The following is a 21,417-nucleotide window of genomic DNA, read 5'->3' as shown; positions in this document are numbered from 1 at the left end:
GGCAATAAACATCGGGCCGGCGGCATTTCCCCGCGGGATCCCGCGCCGACACGACGGGTTCGGATCGCCATATACGGCGCGGCAGCGATCGCCCGCGCGGGATCCGAATCTGGGAACATCGCGCGTCGACAACGATCATCGTCGGCGACCTCGGGACGACAGGTGACACGGACGGCATGACCGGCAGAACCTCATCTCGCGCCGAGTACCGGGCCACGCGGCAGCCTCCGATCGGGGCGGGCGCCCGCTCGACCGGGCGGAGCGCGCGCGGTCACCGAGACGTCCCGCCGGCGGCACGGTTCCGTCGTGGCTGATCCGTTCAGGTTCCTGCCGCCCGGCGGTCTGACGGGGACGGAGATCCGCGCCCGTGACTGGGCGGAAACGCCGCTCGGGCCGCCCGACGGGTGGCCGTCGGCCCTGCGCAGCGCGCTCGGACTGATGCTGTCCTGCCCCACCGCGATGTTCCTGGCCTGGGGACCGGACCTGCTCTGCTTCTACAACGACGCCTACCGGCCGGTCCTCGGCTACCGCCTCGCCACGGCCCTCGGTCGTCCCTTCCGCGAGGTCTGGGCCAGCATCTGGGACGAGATCGCACCCCTGGTGTCTGCGACCCTCGCGGGCGAGAGCCAGACCCTGACCGACGTCATGCTCGACCTGTCGCGGGACGGCCGGTCCGAGCAGGGCTGGTGGTCCTTCACCTACTCGCCGGTGCTGGACGATGCCGGAGCGATCAGCGGCCTGTTCTGCGTCACCGCCGAGACCACGGCGCGCGTCCTCGGCGAGGCGCGGCTGCGCGAGAGCGAGGATCACTTCCGCCACACGGTCGAACTCAACCCGCAGGTGCCGTGGACCTGCGACCCGCAGGGCAACATCACCTCCTACTCCAAGCGCTGGCTCGACCTGACGGGACAGGCGCCCGGCGAGCCGGACGGCACGGGCTGGACCAGGGCGCTGCACCCGGATGATCTGCCGTGGACCATCACGGTGTTCACGCAGTGCCTCGCTTCGGGCGAGACGGTCGATGTCGATTACCGCATCCGCGTCGCGCGGACCGGGACTTACCGGTGGATGCGCGCCCGCGCGCAGCCGCGCCGGGCCGAGGACGGTGCCATTGTCCGCTGGTACGGCGTGGTCGAGGATATCCACGACCGCAAGCTCGCCGAGGACCGTCTGCGCGAGATGAACGCCACCCTGGAGCGGCGCGTCGCGGAGGCCCTCGCTCAGCGCAAGCTCTGGGCGGACGTGTTCGAGACCACCGACGCGCTCGTGGGCGCGCTGGATACCGAGTACCGTTTCCTCGCCGTGAACGCGGCTTACGCTGACGCGTTCGAGGCGATTTACGGCCTGCGCCCGGCCGTGGGGGCCAATCTGCTGGATCTGCTGTCCGGCTATCCCGAGCAGCGTGCCGCCGCGCAGGCGGTCTGGTCACGCGCCCTCGCGGGCGAGGAGTTCACCGTCGCGGAGGCCTTCGGCGATCCCGGCCGCAAGCGGCCCTCTTACGAGCTGAAGTTCACGACGCTGCGCGACGCGCGCGGTCGACGGATCGGCGCCTTCCAGTACGCCCAGGACATCACCGAGCGCCTGCGCCACCAGGAGCAGATCGCGCGCGCCGAGGAGGCGCTGCGCCACGCGCAGCGGATGGAGGCGGTCGGCCAGCTCACCGGCGGCGTCGCGCACGACTTCAACAACCTGCTGACCATCATCCGCTCGTCCGTCGAGTTCCTGCGCCGGCCAAATCTCGCCGAGGAGCGCCGCACCCGTTACCTGGAGGCGGTCTCCGACACGGTCGACCGCGCCGCGCGGCTGACGAACCAGCTCCTGGCCTTCGCCCGTCGCCAGCCGCTCGCGCCCGAAGTCTTCGATGTCGGGGCGCGGCTGGGCGAGATGGCCGACATGCTGAACGCCGTGACGGGCGGGCGCGTCCGGATCGTGACGGAGATCTACGACGCGCGCTGCCACGTGCGGGCCGACCCGAGCCAATTCGAGACGGCTTTGGTCAACCTCGCAATGAATGCCCGCGACGCCATGGACGGCGAGGGCACGCTGACGCTCAGGCTCACCTGCGGCGCCGCCCTGCCGCCGATCCGCGGCCATGCCGGCGCACCCGGACCGTTCGCCGCCGTCGCGGTGACGGACGAGGGGCCTGGCGTGGCGCCGGATCTGCTGGGACGGATCTTCGAGCCCTTCTTCACCACCAAGGCCGTCGGCAAGGGCACGGGGCTCGGCCTCTCACAGGTGATCGGCTTCACCAAGCAGTCGGGCGGCGACGTCGAGGTCGTGAGCCATGTCGGTCGCGGGGCGACCTTCACCCTCTACTTGCCGGAGGTCGACCCGCCGCCCGCGGCGGCGGACGACGGGGCCGTCATGGACGCGCCGGCAGGCGAGGACCGCGCGCTCTGCGTGCTGGTCGTGGAGGACAATCTCGAGGTCGGGCGCTTCTGCACGCAGCTCCTGGAAGATCTCGGCCACGCGACCGTCTGGGCCCACAACGCCGAGGCCGCGCTCGCCGAGATGGAGAAGGTGCCGTTCCGGTTCGACGCCGTCTTCTCGGACGTGGTGATGCCCGGGATGGGCGGCGTCGAGCTCGCGCGCCGGCTGCGCGCCGACCACCCCGCGCTGCCGGTCATTCTGACCACCGGCTACAGCGACGCGCTCGCGCGGGACGACGCGCACGGATTCGAGCTCGTGCGCAAACCTTACTCGGCCGAGCAGGTCGCGCGGGCGCTGCGCGACGTCCTGGCCCGGCACCGTCCAGGGTCGATCGACCGGTCCGGGGTGCAAGATCGCGCCGGGTAAGCGCGTCTCAAACGTCCTCCCCCTTCGCGAAGGCCCGCAGCGAGACGCGCGCGACTTCCCGCAGCGCCTCGCGGTCGGCGCCCGAGGAGGCCAGCACGCCCATGCCGGAGGCGACGGTCGACAGGAACCGTGCGAGGGCGACCGGATCGGCGTCCGCCGGGAGGTCACCGTCCTCCCGGGCCCGGACGAAGCGCTCGCGAAGTTCCATCTCGCTCTGCGCCCGCCGGGCTGCCAGCTCGAACGGGATGTTCTCCGAACCCGCCCCGCAGGCGAGCCCGCCCTGGACCAGGAGGCAGCCGGGCGGGTTCGCCGGATCGGTGTGGCTCTCGGCGATGCTGCTCAGGAAGCGCTCGGCCACGTCGTGCGCGGTCTCGCCCGCCAGGACGAAGCGCATGTGCTCGGAACGACGCTGCGCGTATCGGTCGAGGGCGGCCTTGAGCAGCCCCTCCTTGCTGCCGAAGGCCGCGTAGAGACTCGGAGGCTTGATGCCCATCGCCTTCGTCAGCATCGCGAGGCTCGCGCCGTCGTAGCCGTGGCGCCAGAACACCTCCATCGCCTCGTCGAGGGCCTTGTCCGTGTCGAAGGACCGGGGGCGCCCCATCACCATTGCCTCTGGACTCCAACTTTTATATCGAGTGGTAGATAAGTCACTTGACGCCCCGCGTCCATGCCGACATGTGTAGCGACCTGTACAGATGTCGGAGTCGCTCGTGGAACCTCAGCGTCATCCCTCTCGCGGTCCTCTCCCCGTCCGGCGCTTCGCCGCCGGCGGTCTCGCCATCGCACTTCTGGCGGGCGCTGCCTACGCTCTCGTACCGGGGACGCTGATCCGAGGAACCGCGGCCATCGCCGCGACGCCACCGGCCGAGGTGGCGATGCCGGCCGCGGTCGCGACCGTCGAGCCGCGCGACGTCATCCTCTGGGACGAGTTCTCGGGGCGCCTGGAAGCGGTCGAACGCATCGACGTGCGCGCCCGGGTCGGCGGTGCGATCCTGGCCACGCATTTCGCCGAAGGCGAGCTGGTCAAGGCCGGGGACCTGCTGGTGACCATCGACCCCGCGCCCTACGCGGCCGAGGTCCAGAGGCTCGAGGCCCAGGTCGCGGGCGCCGAGGCGCGCGTCGGCCTGACGGCGAGCGACCTCGAGCGTGGGCAGAAGCTGTCGGATCAGCACATCGTTACGGCACGCGACCTCGACGTCCGGGCCAACGCGTTCAAGGAGGCTCGGGCGAGCCTCGACGCGGCGAAGGCGGCGCTGGAGGCCGCGCGCCTCAACCTCGGCTACACGCAGGTGCGGGCTGCGGTGAGCGGCCGCGTCGGCCGCCGCGAGATCACGCCGGGCAACCTCGTGGCGACGGGCGCGGCGGCCGCCGTGCTGACCACGCTGGTCTCGGTCGATCCCGTCTACGCCAGCTTCGACGCCGACGAGGGCGTGGTCCTGAAGGCGCTGGCCTCGGTCGCCGAGCCGGGCGGCCGGCGCGGCAAGCTCGGCCGCATCCCCGTCGAGATGGCGACCGCCGACGGCGCGCGCGCCAGCGGGCATCTCCAGTTCATCGACAACAAGGTCGATGCGCGCAGCGGCACGGTCCGCGTGCGCGCGACCTTCTCCAACGGTGACGGCCGCCTGATCCCGGGCCAGTTCGCGCGGATGCGCCTCGGTCAGGCCGCTCCGGAACGCCTCGTCCTCGTCGACGAACGGGCCGTCGGCACCGATCAGGACAAGAAGTTCGTGCTCGCGGTAGGGGCGGACAACCGGGCCGAGTTCCGCGCCGTGACCCTCGGTCGAGCCGTCGACGGACTCCGCGTGGTCACCTCCGGCCTGTCGGGCGGCGAGCGCATCGTGGTCAACGGCCTGCAGCGCGTCCGTCCCGGGACGCTCCTGAGCCCCGAGCCCGTGGCGATGGGAGCGCGGCCGCAGGACAGCGGGTCCGGACCGCGCAAGCTCGCCCAGCGCTGACGGAAGCCGCTCGGGCGCGCCTCCCTTCCCCCGAGTCAGATCCCCGACGCGACGATGACGGCGGCCGCCTACGGCCGCCGGGACGCCCCTGCCTCGAGCCCTCGGAGGGCGGCATGAATCTCTCCAAGTTCTTCATCGACCGCCCGATCTTCGCGGGCGTGCTCTCGATGCTCATCTTCATCGGCGGCCTGCTCTCGCTCTTCGCGATGCCGATCTCCGAGTACCCGGACGTGGTCCCGCCCTCCGTGGTCGTCCGCGCCACCTTCCCGGGCGCCAATCCCAAGGTGATCGTCGAGACCGTGGCGACGCCGATCGAGGAGCAGATCAACGGCGTCGAAGGCATGCTCTACATGTCGAGCCAGGCCACGACCGACGGCATCATGACCCTGACCGTCACCTTCCGGCTGGGGACCGATCCCGACAAGGCGCAGCAGCTCGTCCAGAACCGCGTCTCGCAGGCCGAGCCGCGCCTGCCGGCCGTGGTGCGCCAGCTGGGCATCGTCACGGTGAAGAGCTCCCCCGACCTAACGATGGTCGTGCATCTCGTGTCGCCGAACGGGCGCTACGACATGACCTACCTGCGCAACTACGCGGTGCTGAACATCAAGGACCGCCTGGCCCGGCTCGACGGCGTCGGCCAGGTCCAGCTCTTCGGCTCCGGCGACTACGCGATGCGGATCTGGCTCGACCCGCAGAAGGTGGCCGAGCACGGCCTGTCCGCGCGCGACGTCGTGCGCGAGATCCAGGCCCAGAACGTGGAGGCCGCGGCCGGCGTGATCGGCGCGTCGCCGGCCGTCCCGGGCCTCGACCTGCAGCTCTCGCTCAACGCCGAGGGACGCCTGAGCAGCGAGGAGCAGTTCGGCGACATCGTGGTCAAGACCGGCACCGACGGCGCGATCACCCGCCTGCGCGACGTCGCGCGGATCGAGCTCGGCGCCTCCGACTACGCCCTGCGCTCGCTCCTCGACAACAAGTCGGCGGTGGCGATCCCGATCTCCCAATCGCCGGGCTCGAACGCGATCCAGATCTCGGACGAGGTCCGCCGCACCATGGCGGAGATCAAGCGGACCATGCCGGAGGGCGTCGATTACCAGATCGTCTACGACCCGACGCAGTTCGTGCGCGCCTCCATCGAGGCCGTGATCCACACGCTGCTGGAGGCCATCGCCCTCGTCGTGCTGGTGGTGATCCTGTTCCTGCAGACGTGGCGGGCGTCGATCATCCCGCTGCTCGCCGTGCCGGTCTCCATTGTCGGCACCTTCGCGGTGATGCACGTCTTCGGATTCTCGATCAACGCGCTGAGCCTGTTCGGCCTGGTGCTCGCCATCGGCATCGTCGTCGACGACGCGATCGTGGTGGTCGAGAACGTCGAGCGCAATATCGAGAGCGGCCTGTCCCCGCGGGAGGCCAGCTACCAGGCCATGCGCGAGGTCTCGGGCCCGATCATCGCCATCGCCCTCGTGCTCGTCGCTGTCTTCGTGCCGCTGGCCTTCATCAGCGGGCTGACCGGCCAGTTCTACAAGCAGTTCGCCCTGACCATCGCGATCTCGACGGTGATCTCGGCGATCAACTCGCTGACCCTCTCGCCGGCGCTGTCGGCGCTGCTGCTGAAGGACCACCACGCGCCGAAGGATCGCCTGACCCGCGTCCTCGACCGGCTCCTCGGGTGGTTCTTCCGCCGGTTCAACCGCGCCTTCGGGCGGGCCTCGGACGGCTACGGCCGCGGCGTCGGCTTCGCGGTGTCGCGCAAGACCGTGATGATGGTCCTATACGTCCTGCTGGTCGGACTGACCGGCGGCCTGTTCCGCCAGATCCCGGGCGGCTTCGTGCCCGGGCAGGACAAGCAGTACCTCGTGGGCTTCGCGCAGCTGCCCGACGGCGCGACCCTCGACCGGACGGAGGAGGTCATCCGCCGCATGAGCGAGATCGCCCTCAAGGAGCCCGGCGTCGAGAGCGCCGTCGCCTTCCCGGGCCTCTCGATCAACGGCTTCACCAACAGTTCCAACTCGGGGATCGTGTTCTCGACGCTGAAGCCGTTCGACGAGCGCAAGGACCCGTCCCTCAACGGGGCGGCGATCGCGCAGTCGCTGAACAAGAAGTATGCCGCGATCCCCGAGGCCTTCATCGCGATGTTCCCGCCGCCGCCGGTCAACGGCCTCGGGACGATCGGCGGCTTCAAGCTGCAGATCGAGGACCGCGCCGGCCTCGGCTACGAGGCGCTGAACGACGCCACCAAGGCGTTCATGGCCAAGGCCGCCCAGGCACCGGAACTCGTCGGTCTGTTCTCGAGCTTCCAGATGAACGTGCCGCAGCTCTTCGCCGACATCGACCGGACGAAGGCACGTCAGCTCAACATCCCGGTGACGGACGTCTTCGACACGCTGCAGATCTATCTCGGCTCGCTCTACGTGAACGACTTCAACAAGTTCGGCCGCACCTACTCGGTGCGCGTCCAGGCCGACGCCCCGTTCCGGGCCCGATCTGACGACGTCGGCCTCCTGAAGGTCCGGGCCGGTTCGGGCGAGATGGTGCCGCTCTCCGCCCTGCTGCGCGTCCGCCAGAGCGCCGGACCGGAGCGGGCCATGCGCTACAACGGCTTCCTGTCCGCCGACATCAACGCCGGCGCGGCGCCCGGATACTCGTCGGGCCAGGCCCAGGCGGCTGCGACGCGGATCGCGGCCGAGACGCTGCCGCGGGGCTTCGCCTTCGAGTGGACGGATCTCACGTACCAGGAGTTCATCGCGGGCAATTCCGGGATCTGGGTCTTCCCGCTGGCGCTGCTCCTGGTCTTCCTCGTGCTCGCCGCGCAGTACGAGAGCCTCGCCCTGCCGCTCGCCATCCTGCTGATCGTGCCGATGGGCCTGCTCGCCGCCATGTTCGGCGTGTGGCTGTCGGCGGGCGACAACAACGTGTTCACGCAGATCGGCCTGATCGTGCTCGTCGGGCTCTCGGCCAAGAACGCCATCCTGATCGTGGAATTCGCGCGCGAGCTCGAGTTCGCCGGGCGGACCCCGCTCCAGGCGGCGATCGAGGCGAGCCGCCTCCGGCTGCGGCCGATCCTCATGACGTCGATGGCCTTCATCATGGGCGTGCTGCCGCTGGTCACCGCGACCGGCGCCGGATCGGAGATGCGCCGCGCGATGGGCGTCGCGGTGTTCTCCGGCATGATCGGCGTGACCGCCTTCGGGCTGTTCCTGACGCCGGTCTTCTACGTGCTGCTGCGTCGTCTGAGCGGCAACAGGCCGCTCAAGCACCACGGCACTCCCGCAGGGACGACCGCGCCGGTCCCGGCGGCTCCCGATCACGGCCTTCCGTCAGGCGCGCCGCTGCCACAGGCCTGACAGGGCCCGCCACGCCGGCGCCAGCACGAATGTCGTCAGCGGGATCAGGGCTCCGCCGACGACCAGCCCGATCACGCCCGACACCGTCGCGGTGACGAGCCACGCGACGAGGCCCGCGGCGAACGGCACGCGCGCCGCAGCGGCCTCCGCCATCGCGTGGGCGGCGTGGGCCGGCGCCGACAGGCCGTAGGCCTCGAGCCCGTGCATGAGGATCCCGCCGCCGACCCAAATCATCGCCGCCGTCCCGATGATCGCCAGGATCGTGAGCAGGATCGGCATGCCCCTGACCACGCCGCGGCCGAGCCCGCGGATGAGATTTCCGACCGGCGGGCCGGCGGTGCTGCGGGCGAGGGCGAGACCGGCATCGTCGGCCTTCACGATCAGCGCGACCACACCGTAGACGCCCGCGGTGATGCCGACGGCGACGATGGCCAGCACCGCCGCGCGCATCCAGAAGCTGCCCTCCGGCAGCGCCGCGAGGGTGATGGCCATGATCTCGGCCGAGAGGATGAAGTCGGTCTTGATGGCGCTCGCCACGCGGCGGTCTTCGCGGGCCTGATCGCCGCCGGCGCCACCCTCCTGGTCCGCCTCGTCGCCGTGCCCGTGATGGGCGAACACGGCCTCGTAGACCTTCTCGGCGCCCTCGAAGCTCAGGTACGCGCCGCCCAGCATGAGGAGCGGCGTGATCGCCCAGGGGGCGAAGGCGCTGAGCGCCAGGGCACCCGGCAGCAAGAAGAGGATCTTGTTGCGCAGCGACCCGAGGGCGATCCGGCCGACGATCGGCAGTTCGCGCTCCGCGGCGAAGCCGACGACGTAGCGCGGCGTCACGGCCGCGTCGTCGATGACGACGCCGGCGGCCTTGGTGCCGGCCCGCGCCGCTTGGCCGGCGACGTCGTCGAGGGAGGCCGCCGCGGCCCTGACCATGAAGGCAACATCGTCCAGCAGGGCGATCAATCCGACGCTCACCCGTCTCCCCTCATCCGTGACCGGTCCGCCAGAGAGACGATCCGCGGGAGGATTTGATCCCTGACGGATGAAATTCGGCGCGCCCGACCTTCGGCGGGACGATCCTGCCGACGCTCGCTCGGGCCTAGCGGAGCGCCAGGGCGTCGAGCCATCCGTGCGCGGCGGCGTAGCGGATGATCTCCGCGCGCGTGCGCAGGCCCAGCTTCTCGGCGGCCCGCGCCTTGTAGGTCTCGATGGACTTGACGCTGAGATCGAAGCGCCGCGCGATCTCCTTGTTGCTGAATCCCTGCGCGATCAGCCGGAGCACGTCGGTCTCGCGCGGGCTCAGGGCCTCGGCCGACGGCTCGGTGTCCCCGCCCTGAGTCGGGGTCGCGGGATGCGCCATGGCGTGGCTCGCCACCGAGGGGTCGAGGTAGATCCCGCCCGCCGCGACGGCGCGGACCGCGCGGAGCAGGTCCTCCGCGGCCGAGCGCTTGAGGAGGTAGCCCCGGGCCCCCGCCTTGAGCAACGGCTGGACGTAGGCCGCGTCCTCGTGGACCGTCAGCACCAGCACGCGCGTCCGCGGGCACGACCCGGCGACGCGCTCGGTGAGCTCCAGGCCGTTGAGACCCGGCATCGAGACGTCGACCACGGCGACGTCCGGGTCCGCGGCGTGGATCATCGGCAGCGCCTCGCTGCCGCTGGTGGCCTCGCCGACCAGCTCGATCTCCGGGTCGGCGTTCAGGAGCGTCCGGATCCCCGCGAGGACGATGGGGTGGTCGTCGGCCAGGGCGACGCGGATGCGGTCCGTCATTCGCTTCTCCTCAGGTCTCGGGATGGTGCGGGATCGGGATGGTGACGAACAACGTCGTGCCGATGCCCGGAGACGATTCCAGCGTGAGGGTCCCGCTCAGGAGCGACAGCCGCTCGCGGATGCCCGACAGGCCGAGCCGCAACTTGGCCGGCGTCTCGCCGCTGGCGCGCTCGCGCAGGTCCTCGGTGACGAAGCCGATGCCGTCATCCTCGATGACGACCCGCATCTCGCCCGGACGCTTCTCCAGCGAGACGCTGACGCTCGCGGCCCGGGCGTGCTTGAGGACGTTCGTGAGTGCCTCCTGCACGATCCGGTAGACGGCGGTCTCGATCGCGGCCGGCAGCCGGGTCGCCTCGCTCAGGAATTCCAGATCCGCGCGGATCCCGTGCCGCTGGCTCCAGTCGCGCAGCAGGGTGGCCAGAGCCTCGCGCAGGCCGAGATCGTCGAGGGCGGTCGGCCGCAGGTCGACGGCGGCCCGGTGGATGTCGCGACCGATCTCGCCGGCGAGGGATTGCAGCCACTCCACCTGCCGGCCAGCCTCGGCCGTGGCCCCGCGTGCCAGGAGCCGCTCCATGCTCTTGAGGCCCAGCGACAGGCCGGTCACCGTCTGGCCGACCTGGTCGTGCAGTTCGCGGGCGATCCGGCGCTGCTCGTTCTCCTGGGCCTCGCCGAGGCGGCGCAGCAGCGCGAAGCGCTCGGCCTCCGCGCGCTTGCGCGGCTCGATGTCCGACACCACGCCGTAGATCAGCCCGGCCGGAGTATGCTCGTGGAGCTGCGGCACGCGGCCGGCGACCCGCACCCAGCGCGGGTCCCCATCACCCTGGATCACGCGGAACTCGACGTCGAGCGGGGTGTCCTCGGCGAGGCTCCGGTGCAGGGCCTCGCTCAGGCGCCCGCGATCCTCGGGATCGACAGCCTGCAGGACGGTGTCGGCGTCCACATCGCTGTCGCGCCCCTCCGCGGCCGCCGTCCACCCGAGGAGATCGGCTGCGCGGGCCGAGCCGGTGACCCGGTGCGCGACCGTGTCCCAGCGCAGCGTGCCGAGTTCCGCGGCCTCGGCGGCCACGGCGCCCTGCTCCTCGCTGGAGCGGAGGGCGAGGGAGAACCGGGCTTGCTCGCCCGCCCTGCGCTGCGCCATGTCTCGGCCTACCAGTCCCACCAGTGCGAGGGCGAGGCCGATGCTGACGAAGCTGCCGCCGCCCAGCACGACGTAGGACCGCGACACCGGCGCGTTGAGCGTCGCGACCGGCATGCCGAAATGCACTGACCAGCCGCCGGTATGCTTCAACGTCCGGTAGACCACCTCGACATTCGCGCCTTCCAGCGTCGGTCCGGTGTAGAAGCCGTTCGGGGCGTGCCGGATGGCCGCCTGGAGCGCCGGGTTCGCCGGGTGGCCGAGTTCCTCCACCTCGGCCCGGGTTCGGGCGATCGTATTGCCCTCCGCGTCCACGATGGTGCCGACCCAGCCCTCGGGGGCGCCGGCGTCGCGCAGGATCGAACTCACCGCATTGGTGGCGAGCCGGATCGACAGGACGTAGCGCAGCGTGCCGTCGCGGATCACCGGCACGCGCAGGGCCACGAGGCGCTTGCCCGAGATCGATCCGGCCGGGCCGATCCCGCCGATCACGGGCTGCCGCGTGCGCACCACCGCGTCGAAGCTCGTCCGGTCCGAGGTCGGTCCGAGTTCCTCCTCGAGGGAGCGGAGCAGGTTGACGATCTGGGCGCCGTCCGGTCGGGCGAGCTCCACCGTCTCCCAGAGGGGGTGCGCCTGCCTGAGCCGCTCGGCCTCGGCGTAGAAGGCCGCGAGGTCCGGCCGGTCGAGGGTCGCGGAGGCCGCCTCGGCCTCAAGGACAGCGATCTGGGCAGCGATGTCGGAGGCGACGCGCTCGGCGACCCGGGTCGCGCTGGCGACGGCGGCGTTTCGGGCGAGGTCGCGCTGCTGCTGCGCCATCAGCGTCGCGACCCAGCCGCTCAGCAGCAGGACGGGAATCGCGGCCGCGAGGGCGAGGGCGACGAAGGTGCGGCGGCTGCCGCGGCTGAGCTGGGGCTCGGGCCCCCGGATGGCTTCGCGGGGTCGGACGGTCATGCGTCCGTGTGCGGGCACGCTGCGCGTCGGTCCGCACCTGCCGCCCATCGCTCGGACGGCCTGACCACCCTACCGCGCCGTCCCGAGCGCATCGTCGCCCGCCTCCCCAATCACCGCATCGCCTTGGAAGTCCCCCGCTCTCGTACGGGAAAGTCGCCCCGCCGTCAGGCCGGGGATGCGGGGTCGGACGCGGCATTGCCGTCGCAGAGGGTCGATCCGGGCAGCATCCGGGCCGGGTGCGGCATCCGCGTCGCCACCGCCCACGATGAGCCGTCGTAGCCCTCGAACCAGGCCCGGCGCTCGCGCGACTCGCCTGGATACGGACAGGCATCGCGGGGCCGACCGACGGAGCGCGCGCGGGCGCCCTGTTTGACGATGTCCATGAGCATGGGCGCTGATCTCTCCGGCTGCTCGGGAGCATGTCCCGCCCGGTCAGAAGCGCCGAGATCGAACAGCCGAGCAAGCTGTTTCGAACCGGGATATCGCTCACACCGACGCGTGTCGGGCTTATCCCGACACGCGTCGGAACGATGAACGGTTGACCATTGCACGAAAGTGGCACCGGACCTTGAGGTACTTGCGCCGATCCATCCGAATGCCGCGCGGAAGGCTATCAGATCCTCGCGTCGTCAAGCGCGAGGAAGACCGGGCGCGGCTCGGCGCAGGACGCTGTCCGGAAAGCCGCGATGGCCCGGCCTCGCGGACCGGACGGCCAGCCTAGTAGTAGGCGCAGCCGTAGCCGGCCGGTGCGTAGCGGTAGCCGTAAGGCCGCCCGTAGGCCGCACCGTAGAGACCGGGGCGGGCGGCGCCCGCCGCGAGGCCCAGGCCGGCGCCGGTCGCGAAACCCAACCCGCGGTGACTGCCCCAGCCACCGTAGCGATACGCGTAGGGCCGGTAACCGTAGCCGGCGGGGCGGAAGTGGACGCCGCGGTATCCGCGATACCCACGGTGCCGCCGGTAGTGCCGGTGGAGACGGTGATGCCGATGGCGGTGCAAACCGTGGCGTCGCCCCCTCCAGGCACCGTGGCCGAGATGGTGGGGCCCATGATGGAAGCCGCGGCCGTGGGGCCGCGCCTCACTCGACGGCGCGAACAGGACGAGGCTGGACAGCGCCGTGAGGGCGATCGCAAGACGTTTCATGGGTCTGCTCCAGAGACGGTGAAGGACGTCCGCGCGGATCGGACCCGATGCCGGATCCGGACGCGCGGCGCGGTCTGTCGGGGTGGCGATGCCGGCCGCCATCGCCGGCCACCGCTCGTCCCCTGAGGGGGCCGTCGGCGGGTCGCCGCCGGTCGCTGCCCCGCACCCTCATCTGTGCCGTCGCGGGCCGATCAGCAGTCGGAGAGATCGGCATTCGTGTCAGGGTCGGCCCGACATGCCCGGGCGCCCGGCCTGGATTAGCTTGGCCGTGGGCATTCGCGCTCGCGCCAGAGGGGGACGGCATGAGGAAGGCGTTGGGGCTGCCGGTGCAGCGGGCGCGATCTTGGTACCGGCGCTACGGACGCCTGGGGGAAGCGCAGACATCGCGACCCGTCGTTTCGGGCCCGCACGTCGCCCGCGGACGGACGCTGGAGGACTGGGCGCGGCTGGGGGGCGGTCTACTCACACCCGAATCCGCCGATGCACCGCCTGCGGAGAGCCGCGCGCCGACCGAGCGGCGGTCCTCCGCCGCCTCGATCAGTCCGACGGGCTGAAGACGGCGTCGCCCACGAAAATCATCTCGTGGTCGATCTCGGGGGGATTCTTCTGGGAGCCGTAGGCGAAGAACAGGCGCCGGGTCCGGCCATCCGCTGTGATCAGGGTGAGCGTGTGGCGATCGAGGGCGTAGTGGCCGCCCTCCGGCGCGCGCCGACGGCCGATCGCCGTGCCGACCCCGGTGCTGGCCCCGGAATTCGTCGCGCCGACCGAGCCGCCGCGGCCGTAGCTCCCGTCCGCGTGGAAATCGTAGCGGCTCTCCACGGCGATCGCCACGTCGCCCCCCAGGGCGGTGTTGCCGCCGCCCGACAGCCGCCGGTACGCCCGCGCCACGCGCTCGCCCGAAGCGGCCGGGAAGGCCCGGAAGAAGCTGCCGTCGCCGAGGGCGTAGTCGCTGGCACGGCCGCGCCCGTCCGTCAGCACGAAGCCGGCCCCCTTGGCGGTCCACCGCCCGAACCGCTTGGGTCGGGCGCCCCGCTCGGCGGCGAGGTCCACGTCTTCCAGCGCGGTGTCGTCGATCTCGTAGTAGGTGCCGTCGCGCAGGAAGATCAGCGGCTCGAAATCGATCGTCATGAGACCACCGACGCCGAATCCCGTGGTCGACCGGAAGTACACGCCCTCGACCGAATCCCAGTTGGCCGCGTGGCGCGGGGGTTCGGGCGCGGCCGGCGCGGCCGGGCTCTCCGCGGCCGACGGCGGCTTCGGGCCCGCGCGTCCGGCCCGGTCCTTCGGCACCAGCCCGTCGTCAGTCAGCGCCAGGGTCCGCAGCGTCGCGACCGGGATGAACTCCTTGGACAGGCCCGCGAGGAAGCGCGGCAGCACGCCGAGCCGCTTGGCCGCCTGCCAGCCGGCATGGTGGAGCACGGCACGCAGCTTGACCTGCTCGGCGAAAGCTGCGCGCGCGGCCGGCTGGGACAGGGGCGGCCGCTCCGCCATCGGGGCCACGAACCGGCTCCGGATCGCCCGCAGGGCCGACGGGCTCGGCTCGATTGTCGCGTCGTTGGCGACCATCCATTGCAGGGCGATGAAGGCAGTGAGCACGTCGCCCGCATCGTCCGGCCGCAGGGGCGTCCCGTCGAGGAAGCCGCGGAAGACGGAGTCGTAATCGTGCCGGGCGAGTTCCCGCGCCGTCTCGTCCGCGGCGATCGGGTTCGCCGCGCGCTGGTCGCGCACCGCCCGTACCACCGTGGCGGCCCTCAGGTCGGGCGTGGAGGCGTAGGGCAGGGCCGGACCCTGCGCCTCGGCCGCCTGCGCCCGTGCCGACGTCGCTGACGCGGCTATCGCCACGCTCGACAGCGGGACGGCTGACAACCCGAGGCCGAACAGCGCGGCCGCGCGCCAAATCGCATGTCGCATCATCGCCGCCGCCACGCCTTGAGGAGCATCAGCAGGCCCTGCAGCCCGGTGAGCAATAGTGTCAGGGCCATGAAGGGCAGGAATGGGATCAGCAGCCAGCCCGTCATCGTCAGCGTGTAGAGCAGGTCGCCGATATCGTGTCCGGCTACCGGGCACGGGTGCGTGCCCGCCTCGTTCACCGTGCATCCGGTCAGGCTCGTCAGCGTGAGGCCGAGGGCGAAGGGCAGGACCGGCAGCCACGTGATCAGCAACAGGATGAGGATCACGCGCCGGCGTCGCCGGGACGGGCTCGGCCGCGCCGTGCTGTGGATGTTCATCGGTCAGAGTCCTGCACACAGGCGCCGGTCCGCGAGGCATGCGGAGGCCGGTCGCGCGACGCATCCTGCGCGGGCCCGGGGCGGCCGCGTCTCGCCGCGCCGCTCATGGCTGGCGGCGGTAGAGGCCGCGGAAGGAGACGTTGAGCCCTCCGCAGGCGAGGTTGTCGTCGACGATCAGCCAGGGGCCGACCCGGCGCAGCCAGACCTTGCAGTCGGAGGCGTCCCCGGTCTCGACGGGCAGCGCCCCGCTCTCGCCGACCGCGAAGCTCGCCGCGTCGCCCTGCGGCGCGACCGTGCCGGCGAATTCGCCGATATGGACCCCGCCGCGGCGTACCCGCTCCGGGTCGCCGGCACCCCATGTCGCGTCCCCCGCGAAAGTGAGCATCCCCGGCTTGTCGACCGGCTTGTCGCCCGGCGTGAAGCGGATGCGCGCCTCCGGCCGGGTCCAGGTGCCGAGCCAATCCGCCGGTGCGACGGTGCCCGACGGCTCGACGGCGACAGCTTCGGCCGGGAGCCAGCCGGACCGGCCCATATCGTCGCCCGCGCCACGATAGTGGGCGCAGACATAGGCGCCGCGCCGCTCGCCGAGAATGACGGGATCGGCGGTCACCAGGTAGGCGCGCTCGCGGCAGGCGGCGCTCGGGTCCGGGCAGTTGGCGCGGGCGAGTCCGTCCTTGACGAAAGCCGTGCGCCCCGGGGCGGTGATCCGTCCGAAGATCGGGGGCGGACCTGAGGCCAGCGACGGTGGCCGCCGGCACTCGTTCTCTTCCGCATGTGCCGGCCCCGCGAGCAGCGCGAGGGTGGCGAGCAGGATCGAGGGAGCGAGGGGCGAGAGACGCATCGGGCAAGCGCTTTCGATTTCGGGCCGGAGATCGGTCAGCGCATCGCCACCGAAGCGGCGACGCGGTCGGCCCGGTCCAGGGCGTCGGTGCGACCGGCGTCGGCGAAGCCCAGAACCCGCAGGTAGCGCTTGCCGTCGAACACCATCGTCTGCGTCACGCCGAGGGCGCGGCCGCTCTTGGTGTCGGTTCCGGTTCCGCGCAGCCGCACGACTACCGCCCCGCCGCGGCTGGACCGCGCCTCGTCGGTGACCTTCACGTCGGCGAAGTCCTTCTGCGACGCGAGCAGCCGGCGGGCGACCGCGACCTCCGCGCCCGATGGGACCGGCGCCTGACCGAGCGACGGCGCGACGACGATCACCGGCTGCTCGCGCTCGGGATCGACGTCTTTGGGGCCCTCGGTGAGGAGCAGGCTGCTGCCCGCGAAGACCGCGGCCGGACGGTAGCCCGCCATGTCGCCGACCGTGTAGGGCAGCGCCGCGACCTGATCGGTCAGGCCCGCCTTCGGCCGGAACGCGATGGTGCGGAGGGCCGCCTCGACGGCCGCGGCGGGCACCTGCCGGGCCGCCTTCTCGGGCACCTGCACGGTGACGAGCCCGGTCCCCGGGGCACCGCGCACGACGGCGACCCACTTCGCGTAGGTGAGGCCGTTGGCGGGCTGGGTGCCGCGCAGGACGAAGCCCTCGCCGCCCGCGACCGGCAGCGTCTCCGCCCCGCCCTTCACCCGGAAGCCCGTGGCGGCCAGCGCCTCGGGCGTGAACCGGCCGTTGATCTGGTCCCAAGCTTCCGGCGGCATCTCGACCAGGATGATCGAGGCGCCGGCCGGATGCTCGAAGCCGGCGAAGCGCCGGCTCACGCTCATCCCGGCCGGCGGCGTGAGGCCGAGGGCGCCGGCGGCCGGAAAGACCGGATCGGCGCAAGCCTCCGGGGCCGGTCCCGCGATCGCCAGCGGCGCCACGACCAAGCCGACCAGCAATTCGCGCCGCGCCGGTCGGCGCGGGCCAAGACGGGAGAGGACGCCGCGCAGGCGCTCGCGAACCGACATGGTCAACCTCCAGGTCAGGGGGGACGAAGGGGCGCGACGGTGAGACCGGCTACCGCGTCGCCACGCGGCTGATGACGAAGGTGTTGCCCGAGAACTGGACCTGCCCCGGCGCGCTCATGTGCTCCAGCATCAGGCGCAGGTTCCGGCCGAGCCGGGTGGAATCGGAGCGGGTCTCGTACCAGTACTCGGTGCTGGCCCCGCTCGCGCGCACCGGACGGTGGTGCTCGTAGCAGCGGAAGGCCGCCATGTACTCCTCGGCCGCCTGGACCTCCTGGTTCGAGAAGCCGTTCAGACGGACGACGTAGGCGCTGGGCAGGCCCCCGCAGCCCTCTGCGCCGGGCGCCGCCGTTACGGCGCCGCCGATTGGCGCGGGGTCGGGCGGCGCGGCGCCGGCATCGGCCCCGCGGCGGGGCGCGATGACGCCGTCGAGCTTCGCGGCGAGCGCGGCCGCGACGTCGGCGGCCACGGTCTTCGCCTCGGCGCCGACGCGCTCGAGCAGGCACTCGCGATCGCAGCCCTGGGGCAGGGGCGGCAGCTGGAGCCCGGCCACCTCGAACGACCCGAGCGACTGGCCGGTGCGGACGTTGAGGAGGCGGCCGGGGATACGGATCTCCGGCCTGACGATATCCGAGTAGGCGGATTTCGACGCCGACGCGTAGATCTGGAACACCGCCACCACGTCGAGAGGCGGGTTCTGGACCGCGCGGGCCACCTCGATCAGCTCGGCATCCCGACGGCGCACCCGGTTGGCCTGGGTGAAGCCCATCGCCACGGCGGTCTCGTCGTAGACGTTGTAGCCGCGCAGGTTCATCGTCTCGGACAGTTCGTGAATCACCCGCTGGAAGATGCGGTTGCCCCGCGGCACCGCGTCCTCGTCGGCGTCCTCGCCCATCACGACGATGTTGGGTTTGGTCTGTGCCCGGGCCGGTGCCGCGTAGGTGGATCCGAAAGCCAGGACGGCGAGGCAGGCAGCGCGGAACGCCGTGGTGCGGACGAGGGGCATCGGGATCCTCCAGGACATCGCGGGTCTCTCGGTGATCGGAGCGCGGGAGAGGGGGGCGGGCTTCATTCAGCGCATGGACGCGGCGTCGGCGCCGCGCCGAAATCGTCGAGGTCGAGATCAGTCCGCAGGCGCGGATCGGCCGAGTCCGTGCAGGTGTGATCCGCCACCGGAAGGACGAAGCGCAGGGCGCCGCTGCGGGCGGGCGCGATCAGGCTGACCTCCACCCTGCGGTTCACCCGTGACAGGGGCGCGTCGGGATCCTTCGGTCGCGCGGGTCCCCAGCCGTGGACGCGCAGGCGCTCCGGCGCGAGGCCGTAGGTCTCGACGAGATGCGCCTTCACGGCGCGGGCCCTGGCCAGGGAGAGGCGGCGATTGTAGGCGCGGCCGCCGGCGGCGTCGGTGTGACCGGCGATCAGGAAGGCGTGACCGGCCAGGGGCTGGGCGCGCAGGGCCTCACCGAGCGGTTCGAGCTGGATCCGGGCTTCCGGCGTCAGGCGGGCGCTGTCGTAGGCGAAGAATACGGTGAGATCGACCGCCCGTGCCGGAACGACCCGCACCGCGGGGCCGCCGTCGTCGGGGCTGATCGTCAGCGGACGCGCGGGTGCGCCCGGATCGCCGTCCGCGAACGGCGCCAGCGACCGGATGATCGCGGTGGCGCTCGGATTCGTGGCCCGCGCCTCCTCGGCCTGCGCCCGGTCCGCGACCGGGTCCGGCGGCGGGGCCGCCGCGTCCGGTTGTGCGGCCCGGGCACCCGGCACCTCGGTGAGCGGGTTCGCCCGGGCGGGCACGACCAGAGCGAGGCCGATGGCGAGCAACAGGCCCGAGCGGCCGAGGCGCGTCCGCGCGGCGCGTGGCAGATCGTGGGTCCGCATCGCTTCCCTCTCCGAATGCCGGGCCTCGCTGCGGCCCCTCTCACCCCGTTCATGGTCGACCCAGAGCGATTTCCGTCGCGAGGCGGAGCGGTTTTCGACGACGGCGCTCAGCGCCCCCGCAGGATGGCGTTCATCCCGGCCGGATCGAGCGGTCCGTCGGTCGCCGGCCTGGGCTGCGGCGCCGGGCCGGGTGCAGGCGGGACCGGCCTGCCCCCCGGATCGACGGCGGCGACCGGTCGCCCCTGGGCCGCCGCGATCCGCGCGAGGATCGGGCTCCGGCCCAGGATGGCGGAGAGCCGGGTCGCACTGTTGAAGCTCGTCGGATCCTTCGGATCGAGGCCGCCCTCCTTGTGGAGCGCGATGCCGGCGACGGACGCCTCGAACATCAGCGACCCGGAAGAGCCGCCGAGGGTGTCGCAGCGGTGGCGCAGGTCCGGACCCTCCGCCTGATCCTTCACGGCGAAGCAGCGGAAGCGGCTCATCACCTTCGGACGCCCGAGGGGATGGTGGATGACCAGCATCGAGCGGTTGGCCGTCACAGGCTCGCCCGAGAGCCGCGCGGCGCCGTAGGTCGCGGTCGGATTGCCGGCGACCCGGGCGAGGGCGAAGTCGAGGCGCGCATCGTACTCGACGGGTTTCGGGTCGATCTCGAACCGTCGGGAGCCCTTCCCGTCAAGGGTCAGGTAATCCATCAGGATCGACGCTTTGACCGGGTGCAGGTCGCCCGATTGCGGCAGGCAGTGGTGGTTGGTCAGCACGTAGTCGCCCGGCAGGAGCGTCCCCGTGCAGGAGGCACCGACCTGCTGACCGGTGCGGCCGTTCTGGAGCACGATGTCGACGCGGCCGATCGGCCGAGCGAGCGCCGCGAGGCCGTCCTTCGGGTCGAGTTCGCTGACCGGCTCGAAGGCGCCCTTGTTCTGGTCGACATAGGCCGCCGCGTCGCCGGTCGTCTGACGCAGGGGCAGCTGCGCCCGGCCGTAATCGGCGGGATCGAAGCCGACGCTCTGCGCCCGCGCGGCGTCGCCGCGGCCGAGCACGATCAGCGCGCAGGCTGTTCCCAGCAGGAGAGGGCCTTTCCGGCGGATCGAGATCATCCTCTCCCTCCTCGCGGTGCGGGGCTCCGGCCGGTGCTCGCGGCGTCGATCGACAGCATTCGGGACACGTCGGGCTCCCATCAGCGCGTCAGGGCGTGGACCAGACGGCCGGCCGACGCGGGGCCCCCGGCCTCCGGAACGGCCTGGACCGTGTAGACGAGGTTCTGCCGCGCGCCCTCGCGCAGGAAGTAGCCGAGAGTGCCGTCCGCCAGCCGGATGGCGGGAAGGGCGGCGTCGCGCAGTTCCGCCCCGACCTGCACGCGCAGACCCGGCTCCGCACCGATGGCGAGCCCGCACAGATCCGGCGTGAGCCGGCTCGCGGCCAAGCGATCGCCCGCCTCCGCCCGCACCGGACGCCGCTCGGGCGGATCAGCCCCGAAGGCCACGCGCCGGCAGGAGGAGCCCGCCGGGGCACGCAGCTCCGCGACGTGGACCCGCTGCGCGATCCGGGCTTCGGTCCCGGCCGGCGTCTCGTCGGGAACGGCCGGCGCGTCGCGCCGCGGGTCGCCCTCGGGGCCGGGCCTCGTGGCCCCGAGAGCGAGCACACCGGCGAGGCCGGCCGCCGCGACGGCGCCGGCCGGCAGCGCCAGACGTCGCCATCGCGGCGGCGGCGAGGCGGCGGCTTGCTGCGGTCGCTGAGGGGCCGCCAGCCCGGCCAGGGCCGCGGGCACGCTGTCCGATGGCAGGAGCCTCACGTCTCGGCCGAGGTCGCGCAGGGCGGCCTCGGCCTCGGCGCGCTGCGGCCCCTCGGGCAGGAGGACGGCCAGCGCGGCGCCCGGAGCCTCGGCGATCAGCGAGGTGCAGCGCGCGATCTTGTCGAGCAGCGCGTAGTCGCCGGGCAGGACCGAGAGGTCGAGATCGACCGCGCCGGTCGCCCAGAGGATGAGGTCGGCCTCTGCCGGTGTCGCGGCCAGCGGGTGGCCGCTCTCGACGAGGCCGTGCGCCAGGCACACCGGGACTTCCCAGGAGCGTCCGGCATCGAAGGAGCCCGACAGCCGCAACTCGTGGGGCTCGGGCGGGCGGCCCATCCATCGGGCGAGCGGGCCGCCGGCACCGCAGAGCCGCGCGTAATCGGCCGACCAGGGTAGCGGCCGGTAGTCGCCGTCCGCGAAGGCAGCCGGGGCCGGAAGGCCGGGGCGCGGCCTGAGCGCGCGCAGTACCAGCGGTCCGCGGGTCGTGGGCACCACGACGAGGATGGCCGGACGCGTCATGCCCGAGCCGGCCCTCCGGACCCGGACGGGCCCGGACGGGTCCGCCTC

General features: G+C 72.2%; 17 protein-coding genes. 3 read left to right on the top strand and 14 right to left on the bottom strand.

Translation table 11 applies throughout. The features are described 5' to 3' along the window. Positions 1–306 precede the first annotated feature (306 nt). Entirely contained in the window at positions 307–2,796 is a 2,490-nt protein-coding gene (locus BKE41_RS16165) for a PAS domain-containing protein (protein WP_070999826.1), read from the top strand. A gap of 7 nt (positions 2,797–2,803) precedes the next feature. Here BKE41_RS16165 and BKE41_RS16160 read toward each other — a convergent pair whose 3' ends face one another. Further along, positions 2,804–3,403, bottom strand: coding sequence for a TetR/AcrR family transcriptional regulator (locus BKE41_RS16160; RefSeq protein ID WP_012319995.1), 600 nt, complete (start codon positions 3,401–3,403; stop codon positions 2,804–2,806). An 88-nt stretch (positions 3,404–3,491) separates the two neighbouring features. Here BKE41_RS16160 and BKE41_RS16155 point away from each other — a divergent pair, with 88 nt between their 5' ends. Together BKE41_RS16155 and BKE41_RS16150 are read left to right on the top strand one after the other, a co-directional pair. Beyond that, positions 3,492–4,751 carry an efflux RND transporter periplasmic adaptor subunit gene (locus BKE41_RS16155; RefSeq protein WP_024829565.1) on the top strand — a complete coding sequence of 420 codons (1,260 nt, stop codon included), beginning with the start codon at positions 3,492–3,494 and terminating at the stop codon, positions 4,749–4,751. 113 nt (positions 4,752–4,864) lie between these two features. Beyond that, complete coding sequence (locus BKE41_RS16150) at positions 4,865–8,092, top strand: multidrug efflux RND transporter permease subunit (RefSeq protein ID WP_070999825.1); 3,228 nt, start codon at positions 4,865–4,867, stop codon at positions 8,090–8,092. Here the strand turns inward: BKE41_RS16150 and BKE41_RS16145 are convergent. The 13 genes from BKE41_RS16145 to BKE41_RS16085 form a co-directional block, all read right to left on the bottom strand. Continuing rightward, positions 8,066–9,058 carry a DUF808 domain-containing protein gene (locus tag BKE41_RS16145; RefSeq protein WP_012319992.1) on the bottom strand — a complete coding sequence of 331 codons (993 nt, stop codon included), beginning with the start codon at positions 9,056–9,058 and terminating at the stop codon, positions 8,066–8,068. The two genes, BKE41_RS16150 and BKE41_RS16145, sit on opposite strands and share 27 nt — an antisense overlap. 124 nt (positions 9,059–9,182) lie before the next feature. After that, positions 9,183–9,851, bottom strand: coding sequence for a response regulator transcription factor (locus BKE41_RS16140; RefSeq protein ID WP_012319991.1), 669 nt, complete (start codon positions 9,849–9,851; stop codon positions 9,183–9,185). Between the two features lie 10 nt (positions 9,852–9,861). Beyond that, entirely contained in the window at positions 9,862–11,937 is a 2,076-nt protein-coding gene (locus tag BKE41_RS16135) for an ATP-binding protein (protein ID WP_070999824.1), read from the bottom strand. 164 nt (positions 11,938–12,101) lie between these two features. Then, positions 12,102–12,326: an Rmf/CrpP family protein gene (locus BKE41_RS16130; protein WP_012319989.1), complete on the bottom strand. Its 225-nt coding sequence runs from the start codon at positions 12,324–12,326 to the stop codon at positions 12,102–12,104. 328 nt (positions 12,327–12,654) lie between these two features. Next, complete coding sequence (locus tag BKE41_RS16125; protein WP_053621132.1) at positions 12,655–13,077, bottom strand: hypothetical protein; 423 nt, start codon at positions 13,075–13,077, stop codon at positions 12,655–12,657. A gap of 537 nt (positions 13,078–13,614) precedes the next feature. Further along, on the bottom strand, positions 13,615–14,988 hold the full coding sequence (locus tag BKE41_RS16120; RefSeq protein ID WP_245295794.1) for a hypothetical protein: 1,374 nt from the start codon (positions 14,986–14,988) through the stop codon (positions 13,615–13,617). Further along, positions 14,988–15,305: a hypothetical protein gene (locus BKE41_RS16115; protein ID WP_059409804.1), complete on the bottom strand. Its 318-nt coding sequence runs from the start codon at positions 15,303–15,305 to the stop codon at positions 14,988–14,990. The genes BKE41_RS16120 and BKE41_RS16115 overlap by 1 nt, the downstream gene beginning before the upstream one ends. Before the next feature lie 103 nt (positions 15,306–15,408). Beyond that, complete coding sequence (locus BKE41_RS16110; protein ID WP_070999823.1) at positions 15,409–16,146, bottom strand: hypothetical protein; 738 nt, start codon at positions 16,144–16,146, stop codon at positions 15,409–15,411. A 35-nt stretch (positions 16,147–16,181) separates the two neighbouring features. After that, positions 16,182–17,189: a hypothetical protein gene (locus BKE41_RS16105; RefSeq protein WP_053621113.1), complete on the bottom strand. Its 1,008-nt coding sequence runs from the start codon at positions 17,187–17,189 to the stop codon at positions 16,182–16,184. Between the two features lie 49 nt (positions 17,190–17,238). Further along, complete coding sequence (locus BKE41_RS16100) at positions 17,239–18,210, bottom strand: hypothetical protein (protein WP_245295793.1); 972 nt, start codon at positions 18,208–18,210, stop codon at positions 17,239–17,241. Between the two features lie 44 nt (positions 18,211–18,254). After that, on the bottom strand, positions 18,255–19,064 hold the full coding sequence (locus BKE41_RS16095; RefSeq protein WP_012319982.1) for an OmpA family protein: 810 nt from the start codon (positions 19,062–19,064) through the stop codon (positions 18,255–18,257). A gap of 107 nt (positions 19,065–19,171) precedes the next feature. After that, complete coding sequence (locus BKE41_RS16090) at positions 19,172–20,158, bottom strand: serine protease (protein WP_070999821.1); 987 nt, start codon at positions 20,156–20,158, stop codon at positions 19,172–19,174. A gap of 80 nt (positions 20,159–20,238) precedes the next feature. Then, entirely contained in the window at positions 20,239–21,369 is a 1,131-nt protein-coding gene (locus BKE41_RS16085) for a hypothetical protein (RefSeq protein ID WP_070999820.1), read from the bottom strand. Positions 21,370–21,417: the final 48 nt, after the last annotated feature.

It is taken from the genome of Methylobacterium sp. C1 (assembly GCF_001854385.1).
GTDB lineage: Bacteria > Pseudomonadota > Alphaproteobacteria > Rhizobiales > Beijerinckiaceae > Methylobacterium > Methylobacterium radiotolerans.
Note: the sequence above shows the minus strand (reverse complement) of the source record. Positions and strands in the feature narration are given on the sequence as shown.

Coding starts and splice junctions, on each gene's coding strand:
- BKE41_RS16160 (WP_012319995.1), bottom strand. CDS start 3,403: ATGGTGATGGGGCGCCCCCGGTCCTTCGACACGGACAAGGCCCTCGAC.
- BKE41_RS16155 (WP_024829565.1), top strand. CDS start 3,492: ATGTCGGAGTCGCTCGTGGAACCTCAGCGTCATCCCTCTCGCGGTCCT.
- BKE41_RS16150 (WP_070999825.1), top strand. CDS start 4,865: ATGAATCTCTCCAAGTTCTTCATCGACCGCCCGATCTTCGCGGGCGTG.
- BKE41_RS16140 (WP_012319991.1), bottom strand. CDS start 9,851: ATGACGGACCGCATCCGCGTCGCCCTGGCCGACGACCACCCCATCGTC.
- BKE41_RS16135 (WP_070999824.1), bottom strand. CDS start 11,937: ATGACCGTCCGACCCCGCGAAGCCATCCGGGGGCCCGAGCCCCAGCTC.
- BKE41_RS16130 (WP_012319989.1), bottom strand. CDS start 12,326: ATGCTCATGGACATCGTCAAACAGGGCGCCCGCGCGCGCTCCGTCGGT.
- BKE41_RS16125 (WP_053621132.1), bottom strand. CDS start 13,077: ATGAAACGTCTTGCGATCGCCCTCACGGCGCTGTCCAGCCTCGTCCTG.
- BKE41_RS16120 (WP_245295794.1), bottom strand. CDS start 14,988: ATGCGACATGCGATTTGGCGCGCGGCCGCGCTGTTCGGCCTCGGGTTG.
- BKE41_RS16115 (WP_059409804.1), bottom strand. CDS start 15,305: ATGAACATCCACAGCACGGCGCGGCCGAGCCCGTCCCGGCGACGCCGG.
- BKE41_RS16110 (WP_070999823.1), bottom strand. CDS start 16,146: ATGCGTCTCTCGCCCCTCGCTCCCTCGATCCTGCTCGCCACCCTCGCG.
- BKE41_RS16105 (WP_053621113.1), bottom strand. CDS start 17,189: ATGTCGGTTCGCGAGCGCCTGCGCGGCGTCCTCTCCCGTCTTGGCCCG.
- BKE41_RS16100 (WP_245295793.1), bottom strand. CDS start 18,210: ATGTCCTGGAGGATCCCGATGCCCCTCGTCCGCACCACGGCGTTCCGC.
- BKE41_RS16095 (WP_012319982.1), bottom strand. CDS start 19,064: ATGCGGACCCACGATCTGCCACGCGCCGCGCGGACGCGCCTCGGCCGC.
- BKE41_RS16090 (WP_070999821.1), bottom strand. CDS start 20,158: ATGATCTCGATCCGCCGGAAAGGCCCTCTCCTGCTGGGAACAGCCTGC.
- BKE41_RS16085 (WP_070999820.1), bottom strand. CDS start 21,369: ATGACGCGTCCGGCCATCCTCGTCGTGGTGCCCACGACCCGCGGACCG.